Annotated in this window: 21 protein-coding genes and 1 pseudogene; 11 read left to right on the top strand and 11 right to left on the bottom strand. The window is 51.2% G+C overall.

Going from position 1 to position 21365, the window contains the following annotated elements:
• Positions 1-67 precede the first annotated feature (67 nt).
• The 3 genes from HBN79_RS13035 (at position 68) to HBN79_RS13025 (ending at position 4967) form a co-directional block, all read left to right on the top strand.
• The gene (locus HBN79_RS13035) at positions 68-1513 is read left to right on the top strand and encodes an aldehyde dehydrogenase family protein (protein ID WP_169916780.1); all 1446 of its coding nucleotides are present in this window, start codon (positions 68-70) and stop codon (positions 1511-1513) included.
• Positions 1514-1952: 439 nt separating this feature from the next.
• Positions 1953-4010: a CHAT domain-containing protein gene (locus tag HBN79_RS13030; RefSeq protein ID WP_236010219.1), complete on the top strand. Its 2058-nt coding sequence runs from the start codon at positions 1953-1955 to the stop codon at positions 4008-4010.
• Positions 4011-4634: 624 nt separating this feature from the next.
• The gene (locus HBN79_RS13025) at positions 4635-4967 is read left to right on the top strand and encodes a DUF2790 domain-containing protein (protein WP_048401418.1); all 333 of its coding nucleotides are present in this window, start codon (positions 4635-4637) and stop codon (positions 4965-4967) included.
• Positions 4968-5379: 412 nt separating this feature from the next.
• Here the strand turns inward: HBN79_RS13025 and HBN79_RS13020 are convergent, their stop codons facing one another.
• From HBN79_RS13020 to HBN79_RS13005, 4 genes are all read right to left on the bottom strand, one after another.
• Positions 5380-5847 (bottom strand): DUF411 domain-containing protein, encoded by a 468-nt coding sequence (locus HBN79_RS13020; RefSeq protein WP_048401419.1) that lies wholly within the window; start codon positions 5845-5847, stop codon positions 5380-5382.
• Between the two features lie 287 nt (positions 5848-6134).
• Positions 6135-7043: a copper resistance protein B gene (locus HBN79_RS13015; RefSeq protein ID WP_228384844.1), complete on the bottom strand. Its 909-nt coding sequence runs from the start codon at positions 7041-7043 to the stop codon at positions 6135-6137.
• A 96-nt stretch (positions 7044-7139) separates the two neighbouring features.
• The gene (locus HBN79_RS13010) at positions 7140-9047 is read right to left on the bottom strand and encodes a copper resistance system multicopper oxidase (protein ID WP_010655521.1); all 1908 of its coding nucleotides are present in this window, start codon (positions 9045-9047) and stop codon (positions 7140-7142) included.
• A 216-nt stretch (positions 9048-9263) separates the two neighbouring features.
• The gene (locus HBN79_RS13005) at positions 9264-9470 is read right to left on the bottom strand and encodes a co-regulatory protein PtrA N-terminal domain-containing protein (protein ID WP_048401421.1); all 207 of its coding nucleotides are present in this window, start codon (positions 9468-9470) and stop codon (positions 9264-9266) included.
• A 380-nt stretch (positions 9471-9850) separates the two neighbouring features.
• Between HBN79_RS13005 and flgB the strand changes: the two genes are divergently transcribed.
• A complete protein-coding gene (gene flgB, locus HBN79_RS13000; protein ID WP_082149373.1) occupies positions 9851-10264 on the top strand; it encodes a flagellar basal body rod protein FlgB in 414 nt (137 codons plus the stop codon).
• A 68-nt stretch (positions 10265-10332) separates the two neighbouring features.
• Here the strand turns inward: flgB and HBN79_RS12995 are convergent, their stop codons facing one another.
• Positions 10333-10533, bottom strand: coding sequence for a heavy-metal-associated domain-containing protein (locus tag HBN79_RS12995; RefSeq protein WP_010655518.1), 201 nt, complete (start codon positions 10531-10533; stop codon positions 10333-10335).
• A 366-nt stretch (positions 10534-10899) separates the two neighbouring features.
• Between HBN79_RS12995 and HBN79_RS12990 the strand changes: the two genes are divergently transcribed.
• Entirely contained in the window at positions 10900-11175 is a 276-nt protein-coding gene (locus HBN79_RS12990) for a metal/formaldehyde-sensitive transcriptional repressor (RefSeq protein WP_010655517.1), read from the top strand.
• 19 nt (positions 11176-11194) lie between these two features.
• On the top strand, positions 11195-12100 hold the full coding sequence (gene dmeF, locus HBN79_RS12985) for a CDF family Co(II)/Ni(II) efflux transporter DmeF (protein WP_048401422.1): 906 nt from the start codon (positions 11195-11197) through the stop codon (positions 12098-12100).
• A 135-nt stretch (positions 12101-12235) separates the two neighbouring features.
• Here dmeF and HBN79_RS12980 read toward each other — a convergent pair whose 3' ends face one another.
• Positions 12236-12772 carry a plastocyanin/azurin family copper-binding protein gene (locus tag HBN79_RS12980; RefSeq protein WP_048401423.1) on the bottom strand — a complete coding sequence of 179 codons (537 nt, stop codon included), beginning with the start codon at positions 12770-12772 and terminating at the stop codon, positions 12236-12238.
• A 167-nt stretch (positions 12773-12939) separates the two neighbouring features.
• Positions 12940-13293 (bottom strand): co-regulatory protein PtrA N-terminal domain-containing protein, encoded by a 354-nt coding sequence (locus tag HBN79_RS12975; protein ID WP_048401424.1) that lies wholly within the window; start codon positions 13291-13293, stop codon positions 12940-12942.
• 206 nt (positions 13294-13499) lie between these two features.
• On the opposite strand from HBN79_RS12975, the gene HBN79_RS12970 reads away from it, so the two are divergent.
• The 3 genes from HBN79_RS12970 (at position 13500) to HBN79_RS12960 (ending at position 17018) form a co-directional block, all read left to right on the top strand.
• Positions 13500-14189, top strand: a complete 690-nt coding sequence (locus tag HBN79_RS12970) for a heavy metal response regulator transcription factor (protein WP_010655513.1) — start codon at positions 13500-13502, stop codon at positions 14187-14189.
• Positions 14186-15574, top strand: coding sequence for a heavy metal sensor histidine kinase (locus HBN79_RS12965; protein ID WP_048401425.1), 1389 nt, complete (start codon positions 14186-14188; stop codon positions 15572-15574). Before HBN79_RS12970 ends, HBN79_RS12965 begins: the two co-directional genes overlap by 4 nt.
• Before the next feature lie 403 nt (positions 15575-15977).
• Positions 15978-17018, top strand: a complete 1041-nt coding sequence (locus HBN79_RS12960) for a DUF4062 domain-containing protein (RefSeq protein WP_082149374.1) — start codon at positions 15978-15980, stop codon at positions 17016-17018.
• Between the two features lie 57 nt (positions 17019-17075).
• Here HBN79_RS12960 and HBN79_RS12955 read toward each other — a convergent pair whose 3' ends face one another.
• Entirely contained in the window at positions 17076-17417 is a 342-nt protein-coding gene (locus HBN79_RS12955; protein ID WP_048401426.1) for a hypothetical protein, read from the bottom strand.
• Between the two features lie 60 nt (positions 17418-17477).
• On the bottom strand, positions 17478-17702 hold the full coding sequence (locus HBN79_RS12950; protein ID WP_017136943.1) for a DUF2188 domain-containing protein: 225 nt from the start codon (positions 17700-17702) through the stop codon (positions 17478-17480).
• 776 nt (positions 17703-18478) lie between these two features.
• Between HBN79_RS12950 and copC the strand changes: the two genes are divergently transcribed.
• Together copC and copD are read left to right on the top strand one after the other, a co-directional pair.
• Positions 18479-18862: a copper homeostasis periplasmic binding protein CopC gene (gene copC / locus HBN79_RS12945; RefSeq protein WP_048401427.1), complete on the top strand. Its 384-nt coding sequence runs from the start codon at positions 18479-18481 to the stop codon at positions 18860-18862.
• A 3-nt stretch (positions 18863-18865) separates the two neighbouring features.
• Positions 18866-19804 (top strand): copper homeostasis membrane protein CopD, encoded by a 939-nt coding sequence (gene copD, locus HBN79_RS12940; protein ID WP_048401428.1) that lies wholly within the window; start codon positions 18866-18868, stop codon positions 19802-19804.
• Positions 19805-20047: 243 nt separating this feature from the next.
• Here the strand turns inward: copD and HBN79_RS12935 are convergent, their stop codons facing one another.
• Both HBN79_RS12935 and HBN79_RS12930 read right to left on the bottom strand, forming a co-directional pair.
• Positions 20048-21019 (bottom strand): IS5 family transposase, encoded by a 972-nt coding sequence (locus tag HBN79_RS12935; protein ID WP_048401429.1) that lies wholly within the window; start codon positions 21017-21019, stop codon positions 20048-20050.
• Between the two features lie 218 nt (positions 21020-21237).
• A pseudogene (locus HBN79_RS12930) lies at positions 21238-21365 on the bottom strand (IS5/IS1182 family transposase); the annotation flags it as partial.

Genomic DNA, 21365 nt, shown 5'->3' with positions numbered 1-21365 from the left:
TGCCTGAAGTCGTACGATGACGTATAACTACTGGAAATCGATGCCTGTCCACGTGTGGAGAAATTTGATGACTGGTTCAAAGCGTTTCGACAATTACATCGGTGGCGAGTGGGTAACAGCCACTGAATACAGCACCAATATCAACCCCTCCGACCTGAGCGATGTGATTGGCGAATATGCCAAGGCTGACGTCGCCCAGGTCCAGACTGCCATTGATGCGGCACGGGCTGCGTTCCCTGCCTGGTCGACCTCCGGCATCCAGGCGCGCAGCGATGCGCTGGACAAGATCGGCAGCGAAATCCTCGCCCGCAAGCAAGAACTGGGCACCCTGCTGGCTCGCGAAGAAGGCAAGACCCTGCCCGAAGCCATCGGTGAAGTGAGCCGTGCCGGCAATATCTTCAAGTTTTTCGCCGGTGAATGCCTGCGCCTGTCGGGCGATTACCTGCCTTCGGTACGCCCGGGCGTGCATGTGGAGGTCACCCGTGAAGCCCTGGGCGTGGTTGGCCTGATCACGCCATGGAACTTCCCCATCGCCATCCCCGCCTGGAAGATCGCCCCGGCCCTGGCCTATGGCAACTGTGTAGTGTTCAAGCCGGCCGATCTGGTACCGGGTTGCGCCTGGGCACTGGCCGAGATCATTGCTCGCGCAGGCTTCCCGGCAGGCGTGTTCAACCTGGTGATGGGCAGCGGCCGCGTGGTCGGCGACGCTATCGTCAACAGCCCGAAAGTGGACGGTATAAGCTTTACCGGCTCGGTGAGCGTCGGTCGCCAGATCGCCATCAGCTGTGTGTCGCGCCAGGCCAAGGTGCAGCTGGAAATGGGCGGTAAAAACCCACAGGTCATCCTCGACGATGCCGACCTCAAGCAAGCGGTCGAACTGGCGGTGCAGAGTGCGTTTTACTCCACCGGCCAGCGTTGCACCGCCTCCAGCCGCCTGATTGTTACCGCGGGCATCCACGACAAATTCGTCGAGGCGATGGCCGAGCGCATGCGTTCGATCAAGGTCGGGCATGCCTTGCAGGCCGGGATTGATATCGGCCCGGTGGTGTCCCGAGCGCAGCTCGACCAGGATTTGGGTTACATCGACATCGCCCGCAACGAAGGCGCCCGCCTGGTTGCCGGAGGCAGCCTGGTGACCTGCGATACCGAGGGTTATTTCCTGGCCCCGGCCTTGTTTGCCGACAGCACGGCCGACATGCGCATCAGCCGCGAAGAAGTGTTCGGCCCGGTAGCCAATATCATCAAGGTTGCAGACTACGAAGCCGCCCTGGCGATGGCCAATGACACCGAGTTTGGCTTGTCGGCGGGTATTGCCACGACCTCGCTCAAATATGCCAATCACTTCAAGCGTCATTCCCAGGCAGGGATGGTGATGGTCAACCTGCCCACGGCGGGGGTGGATTACCACGTGCCGTTTGGCGGGCGCAAAGGCTCGTCCTATGGCTCGCGCGAGCAAGGCCGCTATGCGCAAGAATTCTACACCGTGGTCAAGACCAGCTATATCGGGTCGTGAAGCTCTACTCACCGCGTTGATGCCATCGCGAGCAAGCCCGCTCCCACAAGAACTGCGCAATTTTTGTGGGAGCGGGCTTGCTCGCGATGCGTACGCCCGGTCGCTACGGCTTCCGCGGCTTGATCCGCGCCGTGGCTTCGGCCACCAGCGGATCATCGGGCCAGTAATGCCTTATATCACCTATGTCCAATCACCATTGACACCGAAATCCCCCGCGAAACCGGGGCTACCGCCCGATACTTACAGAACTGGATTGACTGTCAATGATTGGGGCAAAGGTTGACATAAATCCTGCCGATTGCAGGTAGGATTGACAGCGGCCAAAACATCCACAGCCAGTTTAGGCGCTCGACATTGACAGTGCCCATAGAGAGGAGCAGTCCGACTGAGGCCAACGGATACATAAATTGATCAATGCAGACTAGAAGGAAGCAATGTATTGAACCTCGAACAAAGCCTAGCGATTCTGCATGAGCACTTTGACAAAGTTTTCCGTGACGCCACTTTAGCTTCATCCATCTCGCATGCAGAAGTCCGACGCATAATCTGCCTTATAATTGATCAGCAAAATAGTGCCCCTGCCGAAGACAGACTATTGTCCCACTATTACCAGTTCATTTTTGCTACCGAAACACTTCACGCGTCATACCGTATATATGAACTAACTGATATGGGGAGCTGGATTGGATGGGCGTTATCAGAAGACACCAGAGACAGTCACTCAAAAAATTTACATCTGGGGAGAATCTTTGACTTCTATTCATCAGCGGTGGTAAGAACCTGGCCAGGGTTTGTGCCGGTGATGGTGAAATTTTTCAGCGCCTTCTACTACTACGCTCGCGAGCGAACAGCCATGAACAATATAGCACGCGAGCTATGGCCCTTCGCCGCATCGACTTTTGCAGACACGATGAATCTGCCTGCGGAATACATTTACATTGACGAAGCAAATCTTGGAAGTCAAATGGCATGCTGGGCAGCAAAAGAAGCGCCTGACTTGGCCAAGACTTTCGTTCCATACCTAGAGTCTGTCGCTGGCAAAAATACTCTACCAGATGAAGTCCGTGCCGTTCATTATTACACCTTGTCTACTACAGCAAGTGCGTTCTCAAGCAAAGCATCGCATGAGTGGGCAGCAAAGGCACTCGCCGACTTCAATGAAAACCTCGCTGAGCCGCATAAGCTGCAACTGCTAGCCACTATCTATGCAGGCAATAAGGATGGAGACCCATCCGCACTTCTCAGAAAGATAAACCTTGTCCAAGGTTTCTATAAGTCAAAGCTTGACGGAATTAATTTCTTTCGTGATGCAGCAATGCGGAGCGGCTCAATTTTGCCGTTTGTCGTCAACAGCTTGAACGCCGGTAAAACCCACGTCACGCTTGACGGTTTACTGCTGTGGCACCAGTTACTGACAGCCAATTCCAATATCAATGCACAAGATCTGTACATATCTATTCCGTTCGGTGAGCATGGCTATCTCGCAGCTTTAGGCGACGAGAAAATATTCATTGAGCGTGATACTCAGACCTTTATCGAGCAACTGGTACAATCGAGCAACCATTTTTTAGGCGTGGCAAAAACCATCGCTTATTCCGACAACTCTGGTCTAACAATTCCAAATAGAATAGGAATCCCTAAGTATGGGAATTCTACAGAATACGAAACAGCCCTAACTAGAAGCTATTGCTTTTCTCCATTTCCGTTCAACGCCAAACCTTTATACCAGTTGATTCTTGATACTGAGTGTACCCCGCTGCAAGCGATACAGCTCAAAGTGTGGGGTGAAACATGGCCGCTAACCTCATCGTTATCCACTCCAAAATCTGACAGAAAACCGCAAAATGTTTTGATTTGGTGTGGTGGCGGAAGTCTTACAGAAGAACTTGAGGCCGAAGTAATTAAGCACATCTTTGAATCTGCCGGAGCCACCGTAAAAGTGGTCTGCTTCACCGAAGCCACGCAACAAAGCTTCATCGACGCTTATAAAGACCCTAAGTACGATATTATTTGGGTCGCATCCCACGGCGAGTTTGATCACTGGTCTCCTAAACATGTGAAAATGCACATCGGGGATAATTTATCCGTTTCGCTTGAGGATCTATGGGAGCAGGCTCCAGTCATGGATAAACGGCGATTAGCATTTCTAAACATTTGTGACGGAGCGCGATTTGAGGAACGCGGTTTTCTACCAAAAATCGGTATAGCCCCAGGTTTAGCGAGCGCAGATCAAGCGACAATTTCCCATCTATGGCCTGTCATGGGTTATCCAGCAGCAGCGTTCGGAGCTTATCTAGCTTTCAATTTGGCGGCTGGGAACTCTTATTTCGACGCCTATAAGATGGCGATGCTTGCAATTAGGAGGTCTACATTAGAGATCGCAGACGACCTTGCCTCCAAAACTGGAAGAGAATTTGATTTAATCCGTCAGCTTCGAAGGAAAGAGGAAGATTATACTCCACTTGAGTTCTACGGGTCGGCAGCCTTCTACCAATAACCGTGCTTTTCAGCAGTTCAACTCCCAGCTCAGTTGGGTAGCTCGCACTCAGTGACTGCGTTCTGGCTGAGATGCCCCATAGCAGTAACCGTCCGGCGAACTCACCTACCGAACTCCAGCATTAAGGGCGATTGTGTCCGCGTATTTTTAAGCGAACGCAATCACCCTTATCGCTAGGATTTCCATGCGCCAACGTAGCTCTTATCCCAAAACGTTCAAAGCCCAGGTCGTCCAGAAAGCGCAATGCGGTAAGGTGTGATTGCGGGACGCTTACCGCCAATAAGCGGAAAGCCCCAAAATAGTGGTTGCGCGGCCATTTTCGGTTAATATTTTCTGAGTGTTCGGCGCACATTTTAAGAAAATCTTGGCGCGGTTAAGAAAATCTAGTCAGCGACAGGGGAAAAAATGGGAAATCTAGTGGGTTACGCCCATTTGATCAATGCGATGGAGCTCTACCCACCGGTGCGGTAGCAACTGTCTGAATCGCCCCGGATTCTCTAGACACCTTGCAAGCCAGGAGCCGGGCTCACAATGCCTGACACATAAGTAATATTCGCGGCAGCTTTCTGAAAGGTATGATTCGTTATCCTCTAGTCAGAAGTAAGTGAGCACTAGGAGACAATCATGAAAGTATTTAAAGCATTTTTTACCATTTCAATATTGGCCTTGTCGTCTTTGGCAATAGCTGAAGGAGGTGGTGATCGCGTTTACGGTCGGATGATGCAAGAAAACCAACAGGCGATGGAGCAGTACGCCTTGAAAAACGGGAAGTCTAACCCTGAAATTGTTCATTATAAATATGGTATGGACCTAGATATTCATAAGGTCGTCAGTATAACGCAAGCTAATATAAACTGTGCTGTTGCGCCTTCGCGTATGACCTTTGAAGATTCGGCTGGCAAGCTCAACACTGTAGAGTACAGGGTTATGGGTACTAACTGCCCACGCGGAGGATAGACTAAGGTAGCCATGGTAGGTTCTCTGGAGCGCATGTGTTTAATGGTTGCCAAGTAACGACGAGTGCAGACATTTTCGAATCTTATTTGGATTAGGTTCGATTTGTTGTTGAGTAACCACTGCCACTCCATTAACGAACACTAGCTAGCAACAAATGTTCGCTTACCAGATACACCCCATCTCTGTGTTTCTCCTTTGGTTGTGGAGATGGTTTAGGCGCCCTAGTGGCGCCTTTTTTATGGTGTGTCACCCATACGACTACAAATGCTTAATAGCTTTTTGCCAACTTACAGGTGGGTGGTTATAGCCAGTGAGGAGTCCGTCTCAATTTTGATAGCTCATTAGAGTAAGCACTCCGTCACTTGCATGATCAAGGGCAGTGACCACGCAAGAATTAAGGAAAGTTTGAAAACTAGTTTGCCGGGTATTCGGCAATCACTTGGTTAATACCTGTTTTGCTCAGGCCAATGACCTGATAAGCATCCTTCTTTCCACCGACCTCCATGCCAGGTGAGCCTGTCGGCATGCCAGGTACAGCAATCCCGATAAGGTCGTCGCGTTTGATCAAAGCAACTATTTGCTCTGCAGGTACATGGCCTTCAACAAATTTTCCGTTGATCATAGCGGTGTGGCATGACGAGAGACGCGGAATAACACCCAAGTCTTTCTTGACTCTGCTCATGTTGGTTTCTACATGATCAACGACGGTGAAACCGTTGGCGTCAAGGTGCTCCATCCACTTCTTGCAGCATCCACAGTTAGCGTCACGATGGACGTTGATCGTCAGCAATTCTGTGGCATGACCTGCGGAACTGATAAACAGAACCGAGAGTGCAGCGAGGCGCAGTGCCCGACCAGGACGAAAAATGTTATTTCGCATGGGTATGTTCCTTCCCATCAGCATGGGTATGATTTTTTGGCTAAGCGGTCGGAGTTGAAGACGCGTCATGTGAAGCCTCGCCCCCCTAAGGATGGGTATGTTGGGTACTTTCATCCTGAGAAGGTGCTGCTACCTCACCGTAGTCGCTGTCTCTCGCCATGATGGTCCTCTGCTTCGGTTACCTCTTCGGCTGCATCTGCATGAAGATATCCAGAGGGAGCACCTTACCGGCAGCTACTATTGCGGCGAACACACCAGCAGAGGTCAATGTTTTTCATGTCATGCACTCAGAACCACATCCGAATACCGGCAACAAATCGAGCCTCGCTGGTCCTTTCTCCTTCATCGCTCGCCAGGTCGGCCGTCTTGCCGTAGGAGCGGTTCCAGCTAACTCCAATGTAGGGGGCAAATTGGCGAACAATCTCGTAACGCAATCGCAACCCTACTTCGGTGTTAGCCAATCCAGACCCAATGCCACGCTGAGGATCATTTTTCCCGTATAAATTTACTTCGGCTGTAGGCTGCAAGATCAGGCGATTGGTCAGCAGAATGTCGTAGTCGCCCTCAAATCGAGCAGCGGTCTGACCGTTCTCACCGATGTAGGCAGTGGCTTCGGCTTCAAAGTTATACAGGGCCATGCCCTGTATACCGAGCGCTCCCCAAGTTTGTGGCGACCCGGGCTTGAAGTCTTGCCGTACGCCGGTGACGACATCCCACCACGGACCGATGGCGTGTCCCCAAAGTGCGGAGAGTTCAGCGCTTTCCGTTACACCATTGGTACGTTCGCCTTCCGAGCGCAACCACAATCGGTCAACGTCACCGCCGATCCATCCTTTCGCATCCCAAGCCAGTGCACTACCGTTATCAGCATCCTGGTACTCAAACTTATCCAGCAGCATGAAGGAGTTGAGTTGTTTGTCGTGGACACCATGACCTGCCACATCTGGAAAGGCGGCTGCACGGTCAGCGTCGGTAAGTACAGGGATCGGGGTTCGACTCGTGGCGGTCGCTCCTCCATCCATGCTTTCCATACCTTCCATTTCCCCGTCGTCCATGCTCATCTTACTGTGATCCATAGACCCCATCTTGCTGTGGTCCATTGAACCGTGATCGGGCTTAGTTTCGTTTGCCGTAGTTGCAGGTTTGTTAGTTGCTTTCGCAGTAGATGAATGATCACTACTATCTTCTCCTGCCATCACCACAGAAGAGAGTCCGCCCATCAGACCAACGGCAAAGAGGCAACCCACCAGCGATTTATTACGATTTACGTATGTGCTCACAGATCGTCTCCTTTACTCATCAACCCGTACTTCACGGAACATGCCCATTTCCATATGGAAAAGTAGGTGGCAGTGATAGGCCCAGCGACCTAAGGCATCAGCGGTGACTCGATAACTGCGCTTAGTACCTGGTGGCATGTCAATTGTGTGCTTGCGCACCATGAACTTGCCATTTTCGTCTTCAAGATCGCTCCACATGCCGTGAAGGTGGATGGGATGGGTCATCATGGTGTCATTCACCAGGGTGATCCGAAGACGCTCCCCATACTTCAGACGAAGCGGCTCTGCGTCTGAAAATTTGATTCCGTTGAAGGACCACGAAAACTTCTCCATGTGACCGGTCAGATGAAGTTCAATAGTGCGATTGGGCTCGCGGCCGTCAGGGTCTTGGAAAGTGCTTCTCAAATCAGAGTAGGTGAGGACTCGACGACCATTATTCCGCAAACCTATGCCAGGGTCGTTTAGCTTTGGCGTAGGGCTCATGGCTTGCATATCAACCAAGGGGTTGTTGGTTTCGGATGCTGGATGGGCCTGCATTTCGCCACTCATATCGCTCATCCCAGCCATCTGGCTGTGGTCCATGCCGGCCATATTGGACGTGTCGCCTTTGTCCATTCCCGCCATCTTGCTGTGATCCATGCCGGCCATGTTAGACATGTCACCGCTGTCCATGCCGGTCATGTCGCTTTGGTTCATCCCCGTCATCTTGCTGTGATCCATGCCAGCCATGCCTGACATTTCACCTTGCTTCATATCGCCGCCCATACCAGCCATGCCGCCATGGTCCATGCCCTCCATACCGCCCATACCCATGTCATCCATGGTCAAAAGCGGCCGAGGATCGATCGCAGGTACCTGTGCTTTCAAACCTTCGCGAACTGCCAAGGTTCCACGTGCATAACCGGTTCTATCCATGGACTGGGCAAAGATGGTGTAAGCCTCTTCGCTGGTAGGTTCTACGATCACGTCATACGTTTCTGCCACGGCGATGCGGAATTCATCGACGCTGACTGGTTTGACATGTTGACCGTCAGCCGCCACAACGGTCATTTTCAAACCAGGGATGCGAACGTCGAAATAGCTCATAGCTGAACCGTTGATAAAGCGCAGGCGCAGCTTCTCGCCCGGCTTGAAAATACCGGTCCAGTTACCGTTAGGCGCTTGGCCATTCATGAGATAGGTGTAAGTATCCCCACTGACGTCTGCGAGATCAGTGGGGTTCATTTTCATTTCAGCCCACATCTTGCGGTCGGCCACAGCAGCAGACCAACCTTGCTTGCTGACGTCGCCGATAAAGTCGCCCACGGTACGTTTGTGGTGGTTGTAGTAGTCCGATTGCTTCTTGAGCTTGGCCATGACACGACTAGGATCTTCATCGGTCCAGTCAGTCAACATCACCACATAGTCGCGATCGTATTGAAAAGGTTCAGGCTCTTTAGAGTCGATGACAATTGGACCGTATACGCCTGCCTGTTCCTGCAAGCCTGAATGGCTGTGGTACCAGTATGTGCCGTTTTGATGCACATTGAATTTGTACTCGTACATCCCGTCGGGCGCGATGCCATGGAAACTCAACCCCGGTACACCGTCCATATTGGCGGGCAGAATGATCCCGTGCCAATGAATCGACGTGTCTTGGTCTAGGCGGTTTTTCACACGCAGTGTGACCGTTTCGCCTTCGCGCCAACGAAGCAAAGGTCCGGGCAACGAACCATTGATGGTCATGGCTGTGCGCGGCGAGCCAGTAATATTTACAGGGGTTTCACCAATAAACAGATCAAATTCGTTACCGGTGAGAATGCTCGGCAGACCAGGACTGGTCACTGCCCATACAGGAGTGCGCCACAGACCAAGGCCGCCGAGAACGCCACCAGCGGCCAGGCCTTTAACGAATGTCCGCCTAGAGGTTTTGGAATTCATGCCGTTTACGTCCGATCAGTGAAAAAGGGAAGCCGTGCGAAACAACCAATGAGTTGCTCAACAGGTTGAAGGAACTCTCTCGGGGGGGATGCGCCCGAATGAGCTTAGCTCGCCGTCACTAAAAACGAGTGTTTACGGCAAGCGAGCTCAGAAATTGCCACATTTGAACCATCACAGTGATTACATTTCTGTCAGTTTTGATGCGCAGTAAGCTATTCAGCAATTCTTGTGGCCCATCGCTTTGACTTTGCTTTCTGCGATCGGGGGCTGGGTGCTCTGTTGTTGGGCTACTTGATACGATTCCATTGAATTATTCCTAGCTACTTCCATGCGGGCGAACGTCCGATCACCACCGCCTTCAGCCATAGCAAAAGAAGAGACGGTTAGGGCTGCAATGATGAACAAAGCTTTGATGGATTTCATTTTAGTGTCCTCTGGGAGTATTGGTAATCCCTAAATCCACATCAAACGATGATTCTTAGGGGAGAGCTTAAGGCTCAATAGGACTATAAAGCTCATGCCCTGTCAGAAGCCTTAGCTGAATATTACAGTTGTGTCAGGTTGGCATATTTCTCTTGAGGAATACGCTATTCAATACGTAAAGTATCGATCTTTTCGAGTCGCACGGCTGTTTATTTAGCCTCAGCTTTAGGTGGGTAATTGATTTGGTTTAGGTGCTTTCAAGGTGAAGTCGTTTTTAGATTTCTATGCCGGAGCTTCGTGTATGAACCTAGATGCACTGCGGCAAAATCAAAGTATTAGTTGTTCCTGGAAAAAAATTGAGCCATCAAGGGTGATTGAGTGTGAGCATTAACTTTGAGAAAGCACTTGGCACATCAGAAAGAGCGTTATTTTATCGTAGTCAAAGAGCTGAAATCCTGAGTAATAATATCGCAAACGCCGATACGCCGAACTTCAAGGCTCGAGATGTGGACTTCTCTACTGTGCTTGCAAGTCAGAATAGAGAAAACCTTGCTAATACGTTTTCTATGAAAACGCCAAATGTAAAACATATTGCCGGAAAAGATTCAGCAAGTGATATTTACGGAAGCGGTTTGCTTTACAGCACTCCGGTTCAACCTGCCATCGATCAAAATACTGTCGATCAGCAGGTTGAGGTCGCAAAATACACAGGAAATGGGATACGTTTCGATGCCGCTTTTACTCGTTTGAATGGTGCATTCAAAGGTTTGCTCAAAGCTCTGCGAGGAGATTAGTAGCGCAGGGTCTTGTGAGCCATCTGCATAAGGGGCGCTGACTATGGGCCAAGGGTAGGTGTCAGCATTCAAGTGCTGATTTGGGAAGGAAAACCTAACGCCTCGACAGCTTTACGAATTTGCTCTGAGCTTTCGCTACTTTCAACACTCACCTTTCCGGCGGACCGATCCACGGAAATCGTAGCTTTGTTGTCCAATGACTGAATTGCTTTAGTGATTTTGCTGACGCAACCGCCGCAACCAATGCCTGATACATCTAAGATGAACATGGTTATTCCTCTCGTGCTGAGCGGTCTCTTTTCACCGCACCGGCAGCATCAAGGTTGACACTATGGCAATGTCAATAGTTGTCTGTTTCAAATTGTGAGCGTCATTGATGGATAATTACACAGACTTGACCAACCGTTTTCATTTGACCTAAGCAGCCGATTTGTATCGGGTCCGACCAGTACGCATCTAGGCCATGGCCGGCAGAGAGCGGCCAGAAGTAAACATTTCAGGCCCTCTGCTTCATCACTCAGATTTGAACCTCTCTTTCCTGTCACTGTTTTTTAATGCCCCATACGCCTGTGAACCTTGTATAGGTATAGGGGGTATGCCTATCATGTGCGACGTATAGGTAGGAGAGGTATCCCATGGGCCATATCGCAGCAAACAAAGATGATCTTCTCAAGCGTGTAAAACGTATCGCCGGACAACTTCAAGCGGTTGAGCGAGCGTTGGAATCGGATCTCGATTGCGCCAAAACACTGCATCTTGTTGCCGCCACTCGCGGTGCCATGAACGGCTTGATGGAGGAAATCATCGAGGAGCATGCGCGTGAGCATGTTGCGAACCCTGCTCTCAGTGAGGAAGAGCGTAGTAAGGGCGTGGAAGAGCTTCTTGAAGCCATTCGCCGTTACTCCAAGTAAACGCCTTCAGGAATCACTCATGAGCGGCATCAACATCAAACACACCCACGACCACGTATTCCTTGGCTCAGCACACGACGATAATGCCAAGCGTACGCTTTGGGTTGTGGCTCTTACCGTTGTGATGATGGTTGGCGAGATCACCGCCGGTTATATCACTGGCTCGATGGCGTTGCTGGCCGATGGCTTTCATATGGCAACCCATGCCGTGGCATTGGGCATAGCGGCCGTTGCTTACAGATATGCAAAACGCCACGCTTTCAGCCAGCGCTACAGCTTCGGTACCGGAAAAGTTGGAGACCTGGGCGGGTTTGCCTCGGCGTTGATTCTCGGCATGGTCTCCCTGGGAATTGGCGCTGAGTCTGTCATGCGCCTCTTCCAGCCAACGGACGTGCAGTTCGGCACCGCTACGCTCATCGCGATTGCCGGTTTGATCGTCAACATTGCCAGCGCCCTGCTGCTGGGTCATGGGCACGTTCATGATGATCATGGTCATGCCCATCACGGGAGCGACAACAACCTGAAATCGGCCTACGTCCACGTCATCGCGGACGCGCTGACTTCGGTTCTGGCCATTGTGGCACTGCTCGCCGGCCGTTATCTCGGCTGGGTGTGGCTGGACCCGGTCATGGGCATCGTCGGCGCCATCGTTATTGCGCGGTGGGCATGGACCTTGATGGGAGTCACTGCAGGTGTACTGCTGGATCAGACCGATGCACACGTTGCCGAGGAAATCCGTGAACTGGTTGAGACACCGGGGGATGCCACCATTACGGACTTACACGTCTGGCAGATTGGGCCGCAAGCCCATGCGGCAATCGTCAGCGTCCTTGGTGAGGCCACTGCGAATGCCGACAGCATTCGTGAACGTCTCAAGTCGGTTCACGAGGTCAGCCATCTGACGATCGAGTTTCGACCAGTCTAATTCAGCGCCTCCTCACTATGGCCTCCAATGGGGCCCGCAACTCTTCCAGGGTAACGTGATCTGCGCGGATCGAGCGCCGGTTGATTATCACGCGTCAACGCTTTCGTCGACGCGTGGTTTGCAGCCAACTATGGCCTACTTCAGGTCAATCTGACCGACCATCCCTGATTGATAATGCCCCGGCACGTTGCAAGCAAATTGAAGCCCAGTGGTGTTGTTGAAGGTCCAGATCAGCTCCTTGGTTGCGCCTGGCTCGATCAGCACGCTGTTCGGGTCGTTGTGTTCCATTTCGACCATCTTCATCCCTCCCATGCTATGGCCCATGTCGCTCATCATTTTCCCGGCCCCGGTGGGGCTTAGCGCCCCGTTCTGGAACATGTTCGCCATTTCTTTTTGGTGTGCCGCATGAGCAGCGGCTTTGCCGATGTTGAACTCGTGCAGCAGCGAACCCTCATTGCGAAGGACGAATCGGACCGTTTCACCCGGTTTGACGTCGATGCTTTTAGGTTTGAAGAAAACATCACCCATCTCCACTTCCACCGTACGGGTAACCTTAGAAGAGACACCGGGCTGGCCGATGTCCTCTTTACCATGACCAACACTGGCGATCGCCGTAGCACCGAAGATTAGGGTGATTGCCGCAATAACAGGGGTAATGAGCTTAGCTTTCATGGTGACCTCGAGAGTAAGAGGGAATCACTGGCTATGCTAAAGGGGATGAGCTGCTAGTTAACTGACCTGAACACTACATTTCTGTCAGTTTTCAAAAGAAAACACGGCGCCCAGGTAACGCCGTGTTCAGCGGAGCGGTTAACAAACCCCCAATGAGACTCGGTTGGTCACTGATGGTTTTCAGAAAGCATCAATTTGTGCTCACGCTGCATTTGGCTCAAAACGTCATCAACTATTTTGTCGTGCTTTTCCATCCAAGCGAGGTGCTGCTGAGGTGACATCGATGCGTCTGGGTGATCTTGATGGAGCTGACTCATGATCTCCCCAAGCATATTCATATGCTCGGCCATGTGGACATGACGCTGCCCTTCAGGAGCTCTTTCAGCTTGTATAAGCACAGCTTCAGCCTTGTTGCGCAGGTTTTCCATACGCTCGACAACCCGGTCTCCGCCACTTTCAGCCCATAGAGAAGACGAGACGAGTAGCGAGCTCACAAGAATAAGAACTTTTAAGCGATTCATGGTGCCGCTCCTTTTGGAATTGTTTTCCGGCTCCAAATACGTTTCATGCTGAAGAGTCGGCTGAGCATTAGGGAAATGCTCATTTTTGACCATAGACAGCGGTCGCTGACATATACCTGAAGCCAATATTACTTTTCTGTCAGTTGCTGCTTGGCTTGTGTTTTTCGTTGCAGACTCCGTTTCATAATTACTTGAGAGCCACTCCTATGAGACTTCTTGTTGCTGAAGACGAACCAAAAATAGGCATCTATTTGCAGCAAGGACTCACCGAGGCGGGGTTCAATGTTGATCGGTTTACCGATGGCAAAGAGGCACTTCAGCACGCCTTGAGCGAAGCCTATGACCTGCTGATTCTCGACGTCATGATGCCTGGGCTGGATGGCTGGGAAGTCCTCCAGAAGGTACGTGCATCCGGGAAGGATGTTCCCGTGCTCTTCCTCACGGCGCGAGACCGCGTCGAAGATCGAGTGAAGGGCCTTGAACTCGGGGCAGATGATTACCTGATCAAACCTTTCGCCTTTTCTGAGCTTTTGGCTCGCGTTAGAACGCTGCTGCGTAGGGGTAGCAGCGCTCCCTCGCAAACCTATATGAAATTGGCCGATCTGGAAGTGGACCTGCTTAAGCGTCGGGCCATCCGTGGAGGTAAACGTATAGATCTGACAGCTAAAGAGTTTGCTTTGCTTGAGCTGTTGCTGCGTCGTCGAGGAGAGGTGCTGCCAAAATCGCTTATCGCTTCCCAAGTTTGGGACATGAATTTTGATAGCGATACCAACGTTATCGAGGTGGCGATCAGGCGACTGAGAGCCAAAATCGATGACGATTTTGAGGTCAAGCTGATTCATACCTCGCGAGGTATGGGTTACATGCTCGACTCTCCTGATTCGGAGTCGAAATGAAGCGAATGTCTCTGACGAGCCGTATGAGTCTGATGTTCATGCTGGCTGTAACGGCGGTGCTCACTATTGCCGGCCTCAGCTTCAATAACCTTAGCCAGCATCACTTCAAGATGCTGGATCAACAGGCACTAAGCGAAAAGCTCCATTCTACTCAGAGAATTTTGACTGGATTGAATAGCATCGATCAATTCAGTGATGTTAAGCCTGAGCTGGAGGCGCTGCTTGGTGCTCACCGTGATTTGACTGCCATAATAATCGATGGTGACGGGAAGTTACTGTTTGCTGATCCCGGCTCGATCGATGTTCCAGAGGAATTTCGTACGATCCCGAACAGCAACGTCTGGGAGTGGCGGGAGCAGGAGAAAATGTTCCGTGGAGTGACTGCACAAGTGATCGTGACGGGGCAAGACAGGCCATTAACCGTTATGTTGATCTTTGATGTGACTCAGCATATGTCTTTCTTCGAGACACTTGAGCGGTGGTTTTGGATAGGGCTGGTGATCAGCGCACTGATCAGTGCTGCCTTGGGTTGGATGGTCGCGAGCAGTGGTCTGCGGCCTATACGTCAAGTCACTCGGGTCACTGCTTCAATGTCAGCTAAATCCCTTAAGGAGCGCATTCCCTTAGCATCTGTTCCTAAAGAGCTTCAGCAGATGGTGCTGTCGTTCAACGCAATGTTATCCAGGCTGGATGATGCATTTGTCCGTTTATCGAATTTTTCCGCGGACATCGCTCACGAGTTACGGACGCCGGTCAGCAATTTGATGACCCACACAGAAGTAGTGCTTTCTAGAAAAAGAAATATTGAGGACTACGAAGACAATTTGTATTCAAATCTTGATGACTTGAAGCGTATGAGTCGGATGATTGATGACATGCTTTTTCTGGCAAAATCAGACAACGGTCTGATTTCACACGAGAAGAAACCGATAGACCTAGTAGAGATAGTGGAGAAATTACAGGAGTACTACTCTCTACTAGCTGATGAGCGAGGGATTGGCCTCACGGTTTCAGGGCGGGGTAGCGTCCGAGGCGATGTTCTAATGCTGCACCGAGCCATCTCTAATCTGCTATCAAATGCGCTCAGGTATACCTCTGAAGGGAAGTGCATCAATGTCGATATCCAACAAAAAGGAACGTCGGTATTGGTCGTAGTGGAAAATCCTGGAGAGTCCATTGCGCCTGAGCATCTTGAAAAGCTTTTCGATCGATTTTATCGAGTGGACCCTGCGCGTAGAGAAGGGAGCCCAAGCAACGCCGGGCTAGGTTTATCGATCACCCGATCGATAATCGAGGCGCATGACGGAAAGATATGGTGTACGTCATCTAATGGGAAAACGGCATTCCATATAGAGCTTCCTAGTGCAGACGAAAAAAAGGCCTGAGACAAGCTGGCGAATTGCATTCCTCTTGACCAGCCATTTGCATTCGACTTGACCAGTTGTTTGCATGAGTTTTGACCAGCCCACGGGGTGGGCCTTGACCGGCAGAAATCGGCCATAGTTTTCGCAGCAGAAAAGCATGCGTCTGTGATTGAAATCTCCGCTTTCGGCTGAGGTTAGCGGACTCAGATTTCACGTAGCAGCGCGCTGGGAAGGTGCTTTCACCGGTCAATCTTCTAGCCATTTCAGAAAACCGACTTTTTCAACACAATCGGCCAAAAGCAGTCAGTATCTACGGAATCGGGGGGCTATTAAGCGGCTAGCTTTTTTTCGGCTACTGTCATTTCGAGCAAAGCGGCCGGTATGATGAGGCGAAACGGATGTGGCCTAAGTGATGAGGACTGCTATGAACGTGTTTATCAGCTCTGTAGTACGTAATTTTGAGCACTATCGTGCGGCCGCCAAAAAAGCAGTTTCTCTGTTGGGGCACATCCCGGTGATGTGTGAGGATTTTGGTGCAAGACCCTATTCCTCTGAAGTCGCATGCATGACTGAGGTTGACCAGGCCGACGTAGTGGTGCTGATTCTTGGCGCGGACTTCGGCTTCAAAACCCACACAGGTGAGTCCGTCACTCAGCAGGAGTTCCATCGCGCCAAAGCTGCCAATAAACCCATCCTGGCTTTTCTGGAAGAGGTTCCGGTCGAGGATGATCAAAAGCGCTTTCACTGGGAGGTTTCCGATTACGTCGACGGCCTTTTCCGTTCCACCTTCACAGGTGATCGCGATCTCTCAGACAAAATCATCCAGGGGCTAAGCCAACTTGCAGCCAGTCGCAGCGCCATTTCCGAACAGGAGTTCGTTCAGCACCTGCAGAATCGTAGCAACAGCCGAAATTGGAATAGCCGGCCTCGTGAAGATCGCCTTGAGCTCGTGTTTCTGCCGCAGCCCATTCTCTCGGGTACGTTGCGTTCCATACACTCCCAGCATGATGAATTCTTCCTCAAGCTTTCTCAGGCGGGCTTGGTTTCTATCAAGGGTGGTTACAAGTCATTTAACGAGGGAGACATCACCGGCCTCGATGCGGAGGCCTCTTGGCGGCATCACGATAATGGGATGAGCTGGCTCTCTATTCCTCTGGCAGCCCCAGCAAAGGACGGCGAATATTTTGCCTCCTACTACATCTCGCCCAGCCGGCTAAAACGCTTTGCGGAAGAAGCTTTTAGTTTGATTAGCCGAGGTAAGGGAGGCTGGTTCCAGCTGGGGATCTACGGAATTTCTCACCAAGTTTACGCCGAGCCGCCAACCACCCCGGCATCGTCGATGTCCATGCCGTACCGCAGTGAGAAAAACATTGAGGAAAGAAAACTGCTGATTCCAGCGTCACAGGGCGTTTTCAACCAGTGGCTGGAGGACGCTTTGTTCCGAATCGGGCGCAAGCTTTCCTAAGAATTGAGCGTGGCCAGCAGGCGGATGGAGGATAAGCAACAATGAACCCTTCGTGTCTCAGCTTGGCAGTTCTTCTAGCTTGAAGATCCGGTTGTCAGCCTTGAGCGCTGGAAAGGCTTCGCAATATGCATAGGGCTCGCTGAATAAAGTGCTGGGCGAATGAATGTTGAAGACCTTAACCTGGGGAGGGTGGCCGCTTTGCCGTTCATGGCGAAGGTCGTTCAGAGACCCAGGTGCCTCACCATTTTGTTCGGCAATCGAAATCACTAGATCTCGAAGGGTTTCGATTTCTGCATCAGATGTTTCTGCATAGGTGGTCAGTCGCTTATGACTTCCAAACCCGCCACGGGTAGAACCGATTCGGTTCAGGTGCACGTGAACCACCGTTACGATCTTCATACCGAATACCTTATTGAAGCCCAGGATGCGCCTCCTTCCGGAGACGCTATGAGGTCGTAATCAGCCCTTGGGAGGATGGGGGTCGTTGCCATAGGAGTCTCGTTCACGGATCAGGTTGTCCCGGCCGTGGATGAGCACCTCGCTTTTTTGGTTTTGAGCTATCTGACGAGCCGCGTCAGCAGCTTCCTTTTGAGTCCGATGGTGGGAGGTGTCTTTAGTATTCCCCTCACCCCGAACCGCCCAGCCTTCATCACGTTTCACGACGTGCTGATTTTTGCCTGCCATGGAACACCTCTACTAGTGAGTTGCCTGCCTAGTAGAAGGTAGCATCGAAACGGGCAAATACAACATGTAGTGCTAGATAGACTGGTAGTGCATGTATGTTGTGCTTTTTCTCAGCAAATCGGCCTGTCTTGCTCAAGCTTACGTGCAGAAGCAGAAGTGCCTCGCCGGTTCGCGACACGGCTGCTCCTCTACTATACCCATGAAAAAGGATGATCAGGCTAGCTAGGCTTTGGGCTTATGAAATGCTGAAATCTACGCCAAGGTTTTCGACATGCTTTTGAACTACTCCCGCGATGGAGGACAGTCTGCTTTTGGCCGATTTCTGCCGATCAGGACTTCCCCGTGCGCTGGTCAGATCCCATGCAAACAACTGGTCAAGTCGAATGCAAATAGGTGGTCAATTCCATGCAATTACGCAACAAGCTGCAGATATTCAACCACGCAGTATGGGATTAGCTTAAAGGCCCTTTTTTGAATGAGTTAGAGCTCTTGATACGCCTCGAAGAGGGGGCGTATTTAGGCCCATTATCCGCGCCATCCAGTAGCCAAAAACCCGCCCCAAGCTGACTGAAATGTAATCGAACAGTTTACATTCATGTGGCATCGTGTACTTGCGCTGTGACGTGGAGATTCTTGTGAGCTCCTCCTGTTCGTTCCGCCATAGGACACTGAACCTGCTAGGTATTCGCCAGTGGTTTTAACAAGCGTCGAAAAGTAAAAAACTAGATATTCCCAAACAAACCTCGAACCAACAGCTCTTGCTGTGAGGAGTCTGCATGTCATTCCTTAAAACTACGACCGTAGCTGTTGCACTTACTGCGGGCTTACTTCTGAGTGCTGTAGTTCAAGCACATCCAAAGCTCCTTTCTTCTACTCCGGTAGAAGGCTCGGATGCGGCGGCCCCTTCGAAAATTGAGCTGCACTTTTCTGAAAATCTAACTACTCAGTTTTCAGGTGCAAAACTGATCATGACCGATATGCCTGGGATGCCGAACTCCCCGATGGGTGTTAAGGCAGGCGTCGCTGGTGGCAGTGATCCGAAAACGATGGTGATTACACCGGCAGCACCTTTGACCACAGGCACCTACAAAGTCGAATGGCGTGCCGTCTCCTCGGACACTCATCCGATCACCGGTAACTTCTCATTCAAAGTGAAATGATTCATGAGCGACTCAATAAATATTGTGGTTCGCTTTGCTCTTTATTTAGACCTGATGCTGTTATTCGGATTGGCAATTTTCGGCTTGTACAGCCTTAGGGGAAAAGAAAGAGTATCGGGCACGGTCTTGAATTTTGAGTCGCTTCTTTACGGTACTTCTGTTGTAGGTGTAGCTCTATCCCTTGCAGCAATGTTGTTGCTTGCGAAAGCAATGAGCGGTGTATCGGGGTTCATGGAACTACATCACCATATTTTTCAAATGGTCCTCATGGGGACTGACGTCGGACTGACCTGGATGGTCCGCATAGCTGCCTTGGTTATGGCAATTATTGGCGTAGCGCTGAATAAAAGATTTCCGACACTCAGTCTCTGGATGGTCACTGTATGCGGAGCGATTGCGTTGGCGACGTTAGCATGGACAGGGCACGGTGCCATGGATGAGGGCAGTCGACGCTACTGGCATTTTATCAGTGATATTTTCCATCTTTTGGCCGCCGGTGGATGGTTAGGTGCTCTAGCGGCATTTGCCCTACTACTGCGTTTAAAATCGCTCAAAAGCGAGCAGGAAGCACAAATTCTTGCTCGGGTATTGACTGGCTTTGAGTCGGCCGGCGGAGTGATTGTGGCAATCATAAGCATCACTGGAATAGTCAATTACCTATTTATCGTTGGACCAAACCTCGATGAAGTGATGCTCAGTACTTATGGCCAACTTCTATTTTTGAAAATCTTGCTCTTTGCCGGAATGATCGTGTTAGCCGCGCTCAACCGCTTCCACTTAAGCCCGGCACTAGAAAAGTCAGTTCGCAACGGAGAATATTCTGTTGCAGTTAATGCATTGCGCCGCAGCATGACGCTGGAATTTACAATGGCGATCGTCATAATTTGCCTCGTCGCGTGGCTAGGCACCTTAAGTCCGGTAATGGAAATGAGCGCGGAATAGGGGTTAGTGGCAGCCAACAAAGAAGACCCAAGGGTGAATTGTTGGGTGCATTTTCACCGGCTACACTTCAGCCCATGAAACACTATCTGCGGTTTTGCATCATATTCATGATCAGCTTAGGAAACTCCGATCAACTCGCGGTGTGCGGGCTGTTAGTCGAAACGACAACGACTTTCAGCGCTGCTTAGCGCAGAAAGGCCCTCTGCATTGCTTCGCCGGGGCTTTTCAGCCCCGCTCCCCGCGTTACACGCCCATACCCATCAGCTGTTTTCGAGCCATCCAAAGGTTCGACAGAGCAAACAGCGTGGTCAGTTGATCGGTGTTTTTCATCAGCCCACGAAAGCGCACTTTCACATAACCAAACTGGCGCTTGATCACCCGAAATGGATGTTCGACCTTGGCCCGCGTCTGGGCTTTACAGTACTCGATCTTGCGCTTGGCCTTGTAGAGAATGCTGCGTTTATTCAGTCGTGAATAAGTGCTACGTCGCGCCGCGATCTGCCAGATCACTTCACGATTTTTGTGCTCATCACGCTTCTCGACGCCGGTGTAACCGGCATCCGCATAGACTGCGTTTTCCTCGCAATGTAGCAGCTCCGCAACTTGGGTTACGTCGGCCACATTCGCGGCTGTGCCGTGGACGTGGTGAACCAGCCCTGATTCCACATCAGCGCCGATATGAGCCTTCATTCCAAAGTAGTATTGGTTACCTTTTTTGGTCTGATGCATCTCAGGATCACGCTTGCCTTCCTCGTTCTTGGTTGAGCTGGGAGCATGAATGATCGTGGCATCGACGATGGTGCCCTGGCGCAGGGACAGACCTTTTTCCTGCAAATAACCGTTGATGACAGCCAGGATCGCAGGCGCCAATTTATGTTTCTCCAGCAAGTGCCGGAAGTTCATGATCGTGGTGTCTTCAGGGATCGGCGCGCTTAATGTAAGACGGGCGAACTGACGCATGGGAGTGATTTCATAAAGCGCTTCTTCCATGGCCGGGTCGCTCAGCGAGAACCAGTTTTGCAGCAGATGGATGCGCAACATGGTCTCCAGCGGATAAGGTTTACGGCCACCACCAGCCTTCGGGTAAAACGGTTGGATCAACTCCAACAAACCGCACCAGGGCACCACCTGATCCATTTCGGCAAGGAAGCGTTCACGGCGGGTTTGCTTGCGCTTGCCGGCGTATTCAAAGTCGGAATAGCTCATCTGGCTCATGCGTGGCTCGGGTCAGGTGGTGAGGCTGTATTTCAGCACATCTAAGGACTTGTTCGGAGTTTCCCTTAGCGCTTCCTCTCAGCGGGATGGCGGGAGTTCAGGCATCGACAAAGCCGTGCCCCATGAAGACGATGGGCATTACGGCTGGGCCAGCCGTAAGGAAAGACTACGATAAGTCTCAGGTAAATCATTCATCCAACACTTCCTTGATTCCTTACTTAGGCTCTGTACGTAAAGTATTGTCGCAAGCACCGCATAGCGCAGGCCAATGAGACCATCGCCGCAAAACTTGTTGCGAGCTTGTCGAAGCGCGTCACGATGCGACGGTTCTCCTTCAGCCAGCCAA

The sequence above is a fragment of the Pseudomonas sp. WS 5051 genome (genome assembly GCF_012985715.1).
Taxonomy (GTDB): domain Bacteria; phylum Pseudomonadota; class Gammaproteobacteria; order Pseudomonadales; family Pseudomonadaceae; genus Aquipseudomonas; species Aquipseudomonas bubulae.
The sequence above is the reverse complement of the archived record's forward strand: the minus strand, read 5'-3'. Positions and strand labels throughout refer to the sequence as shown.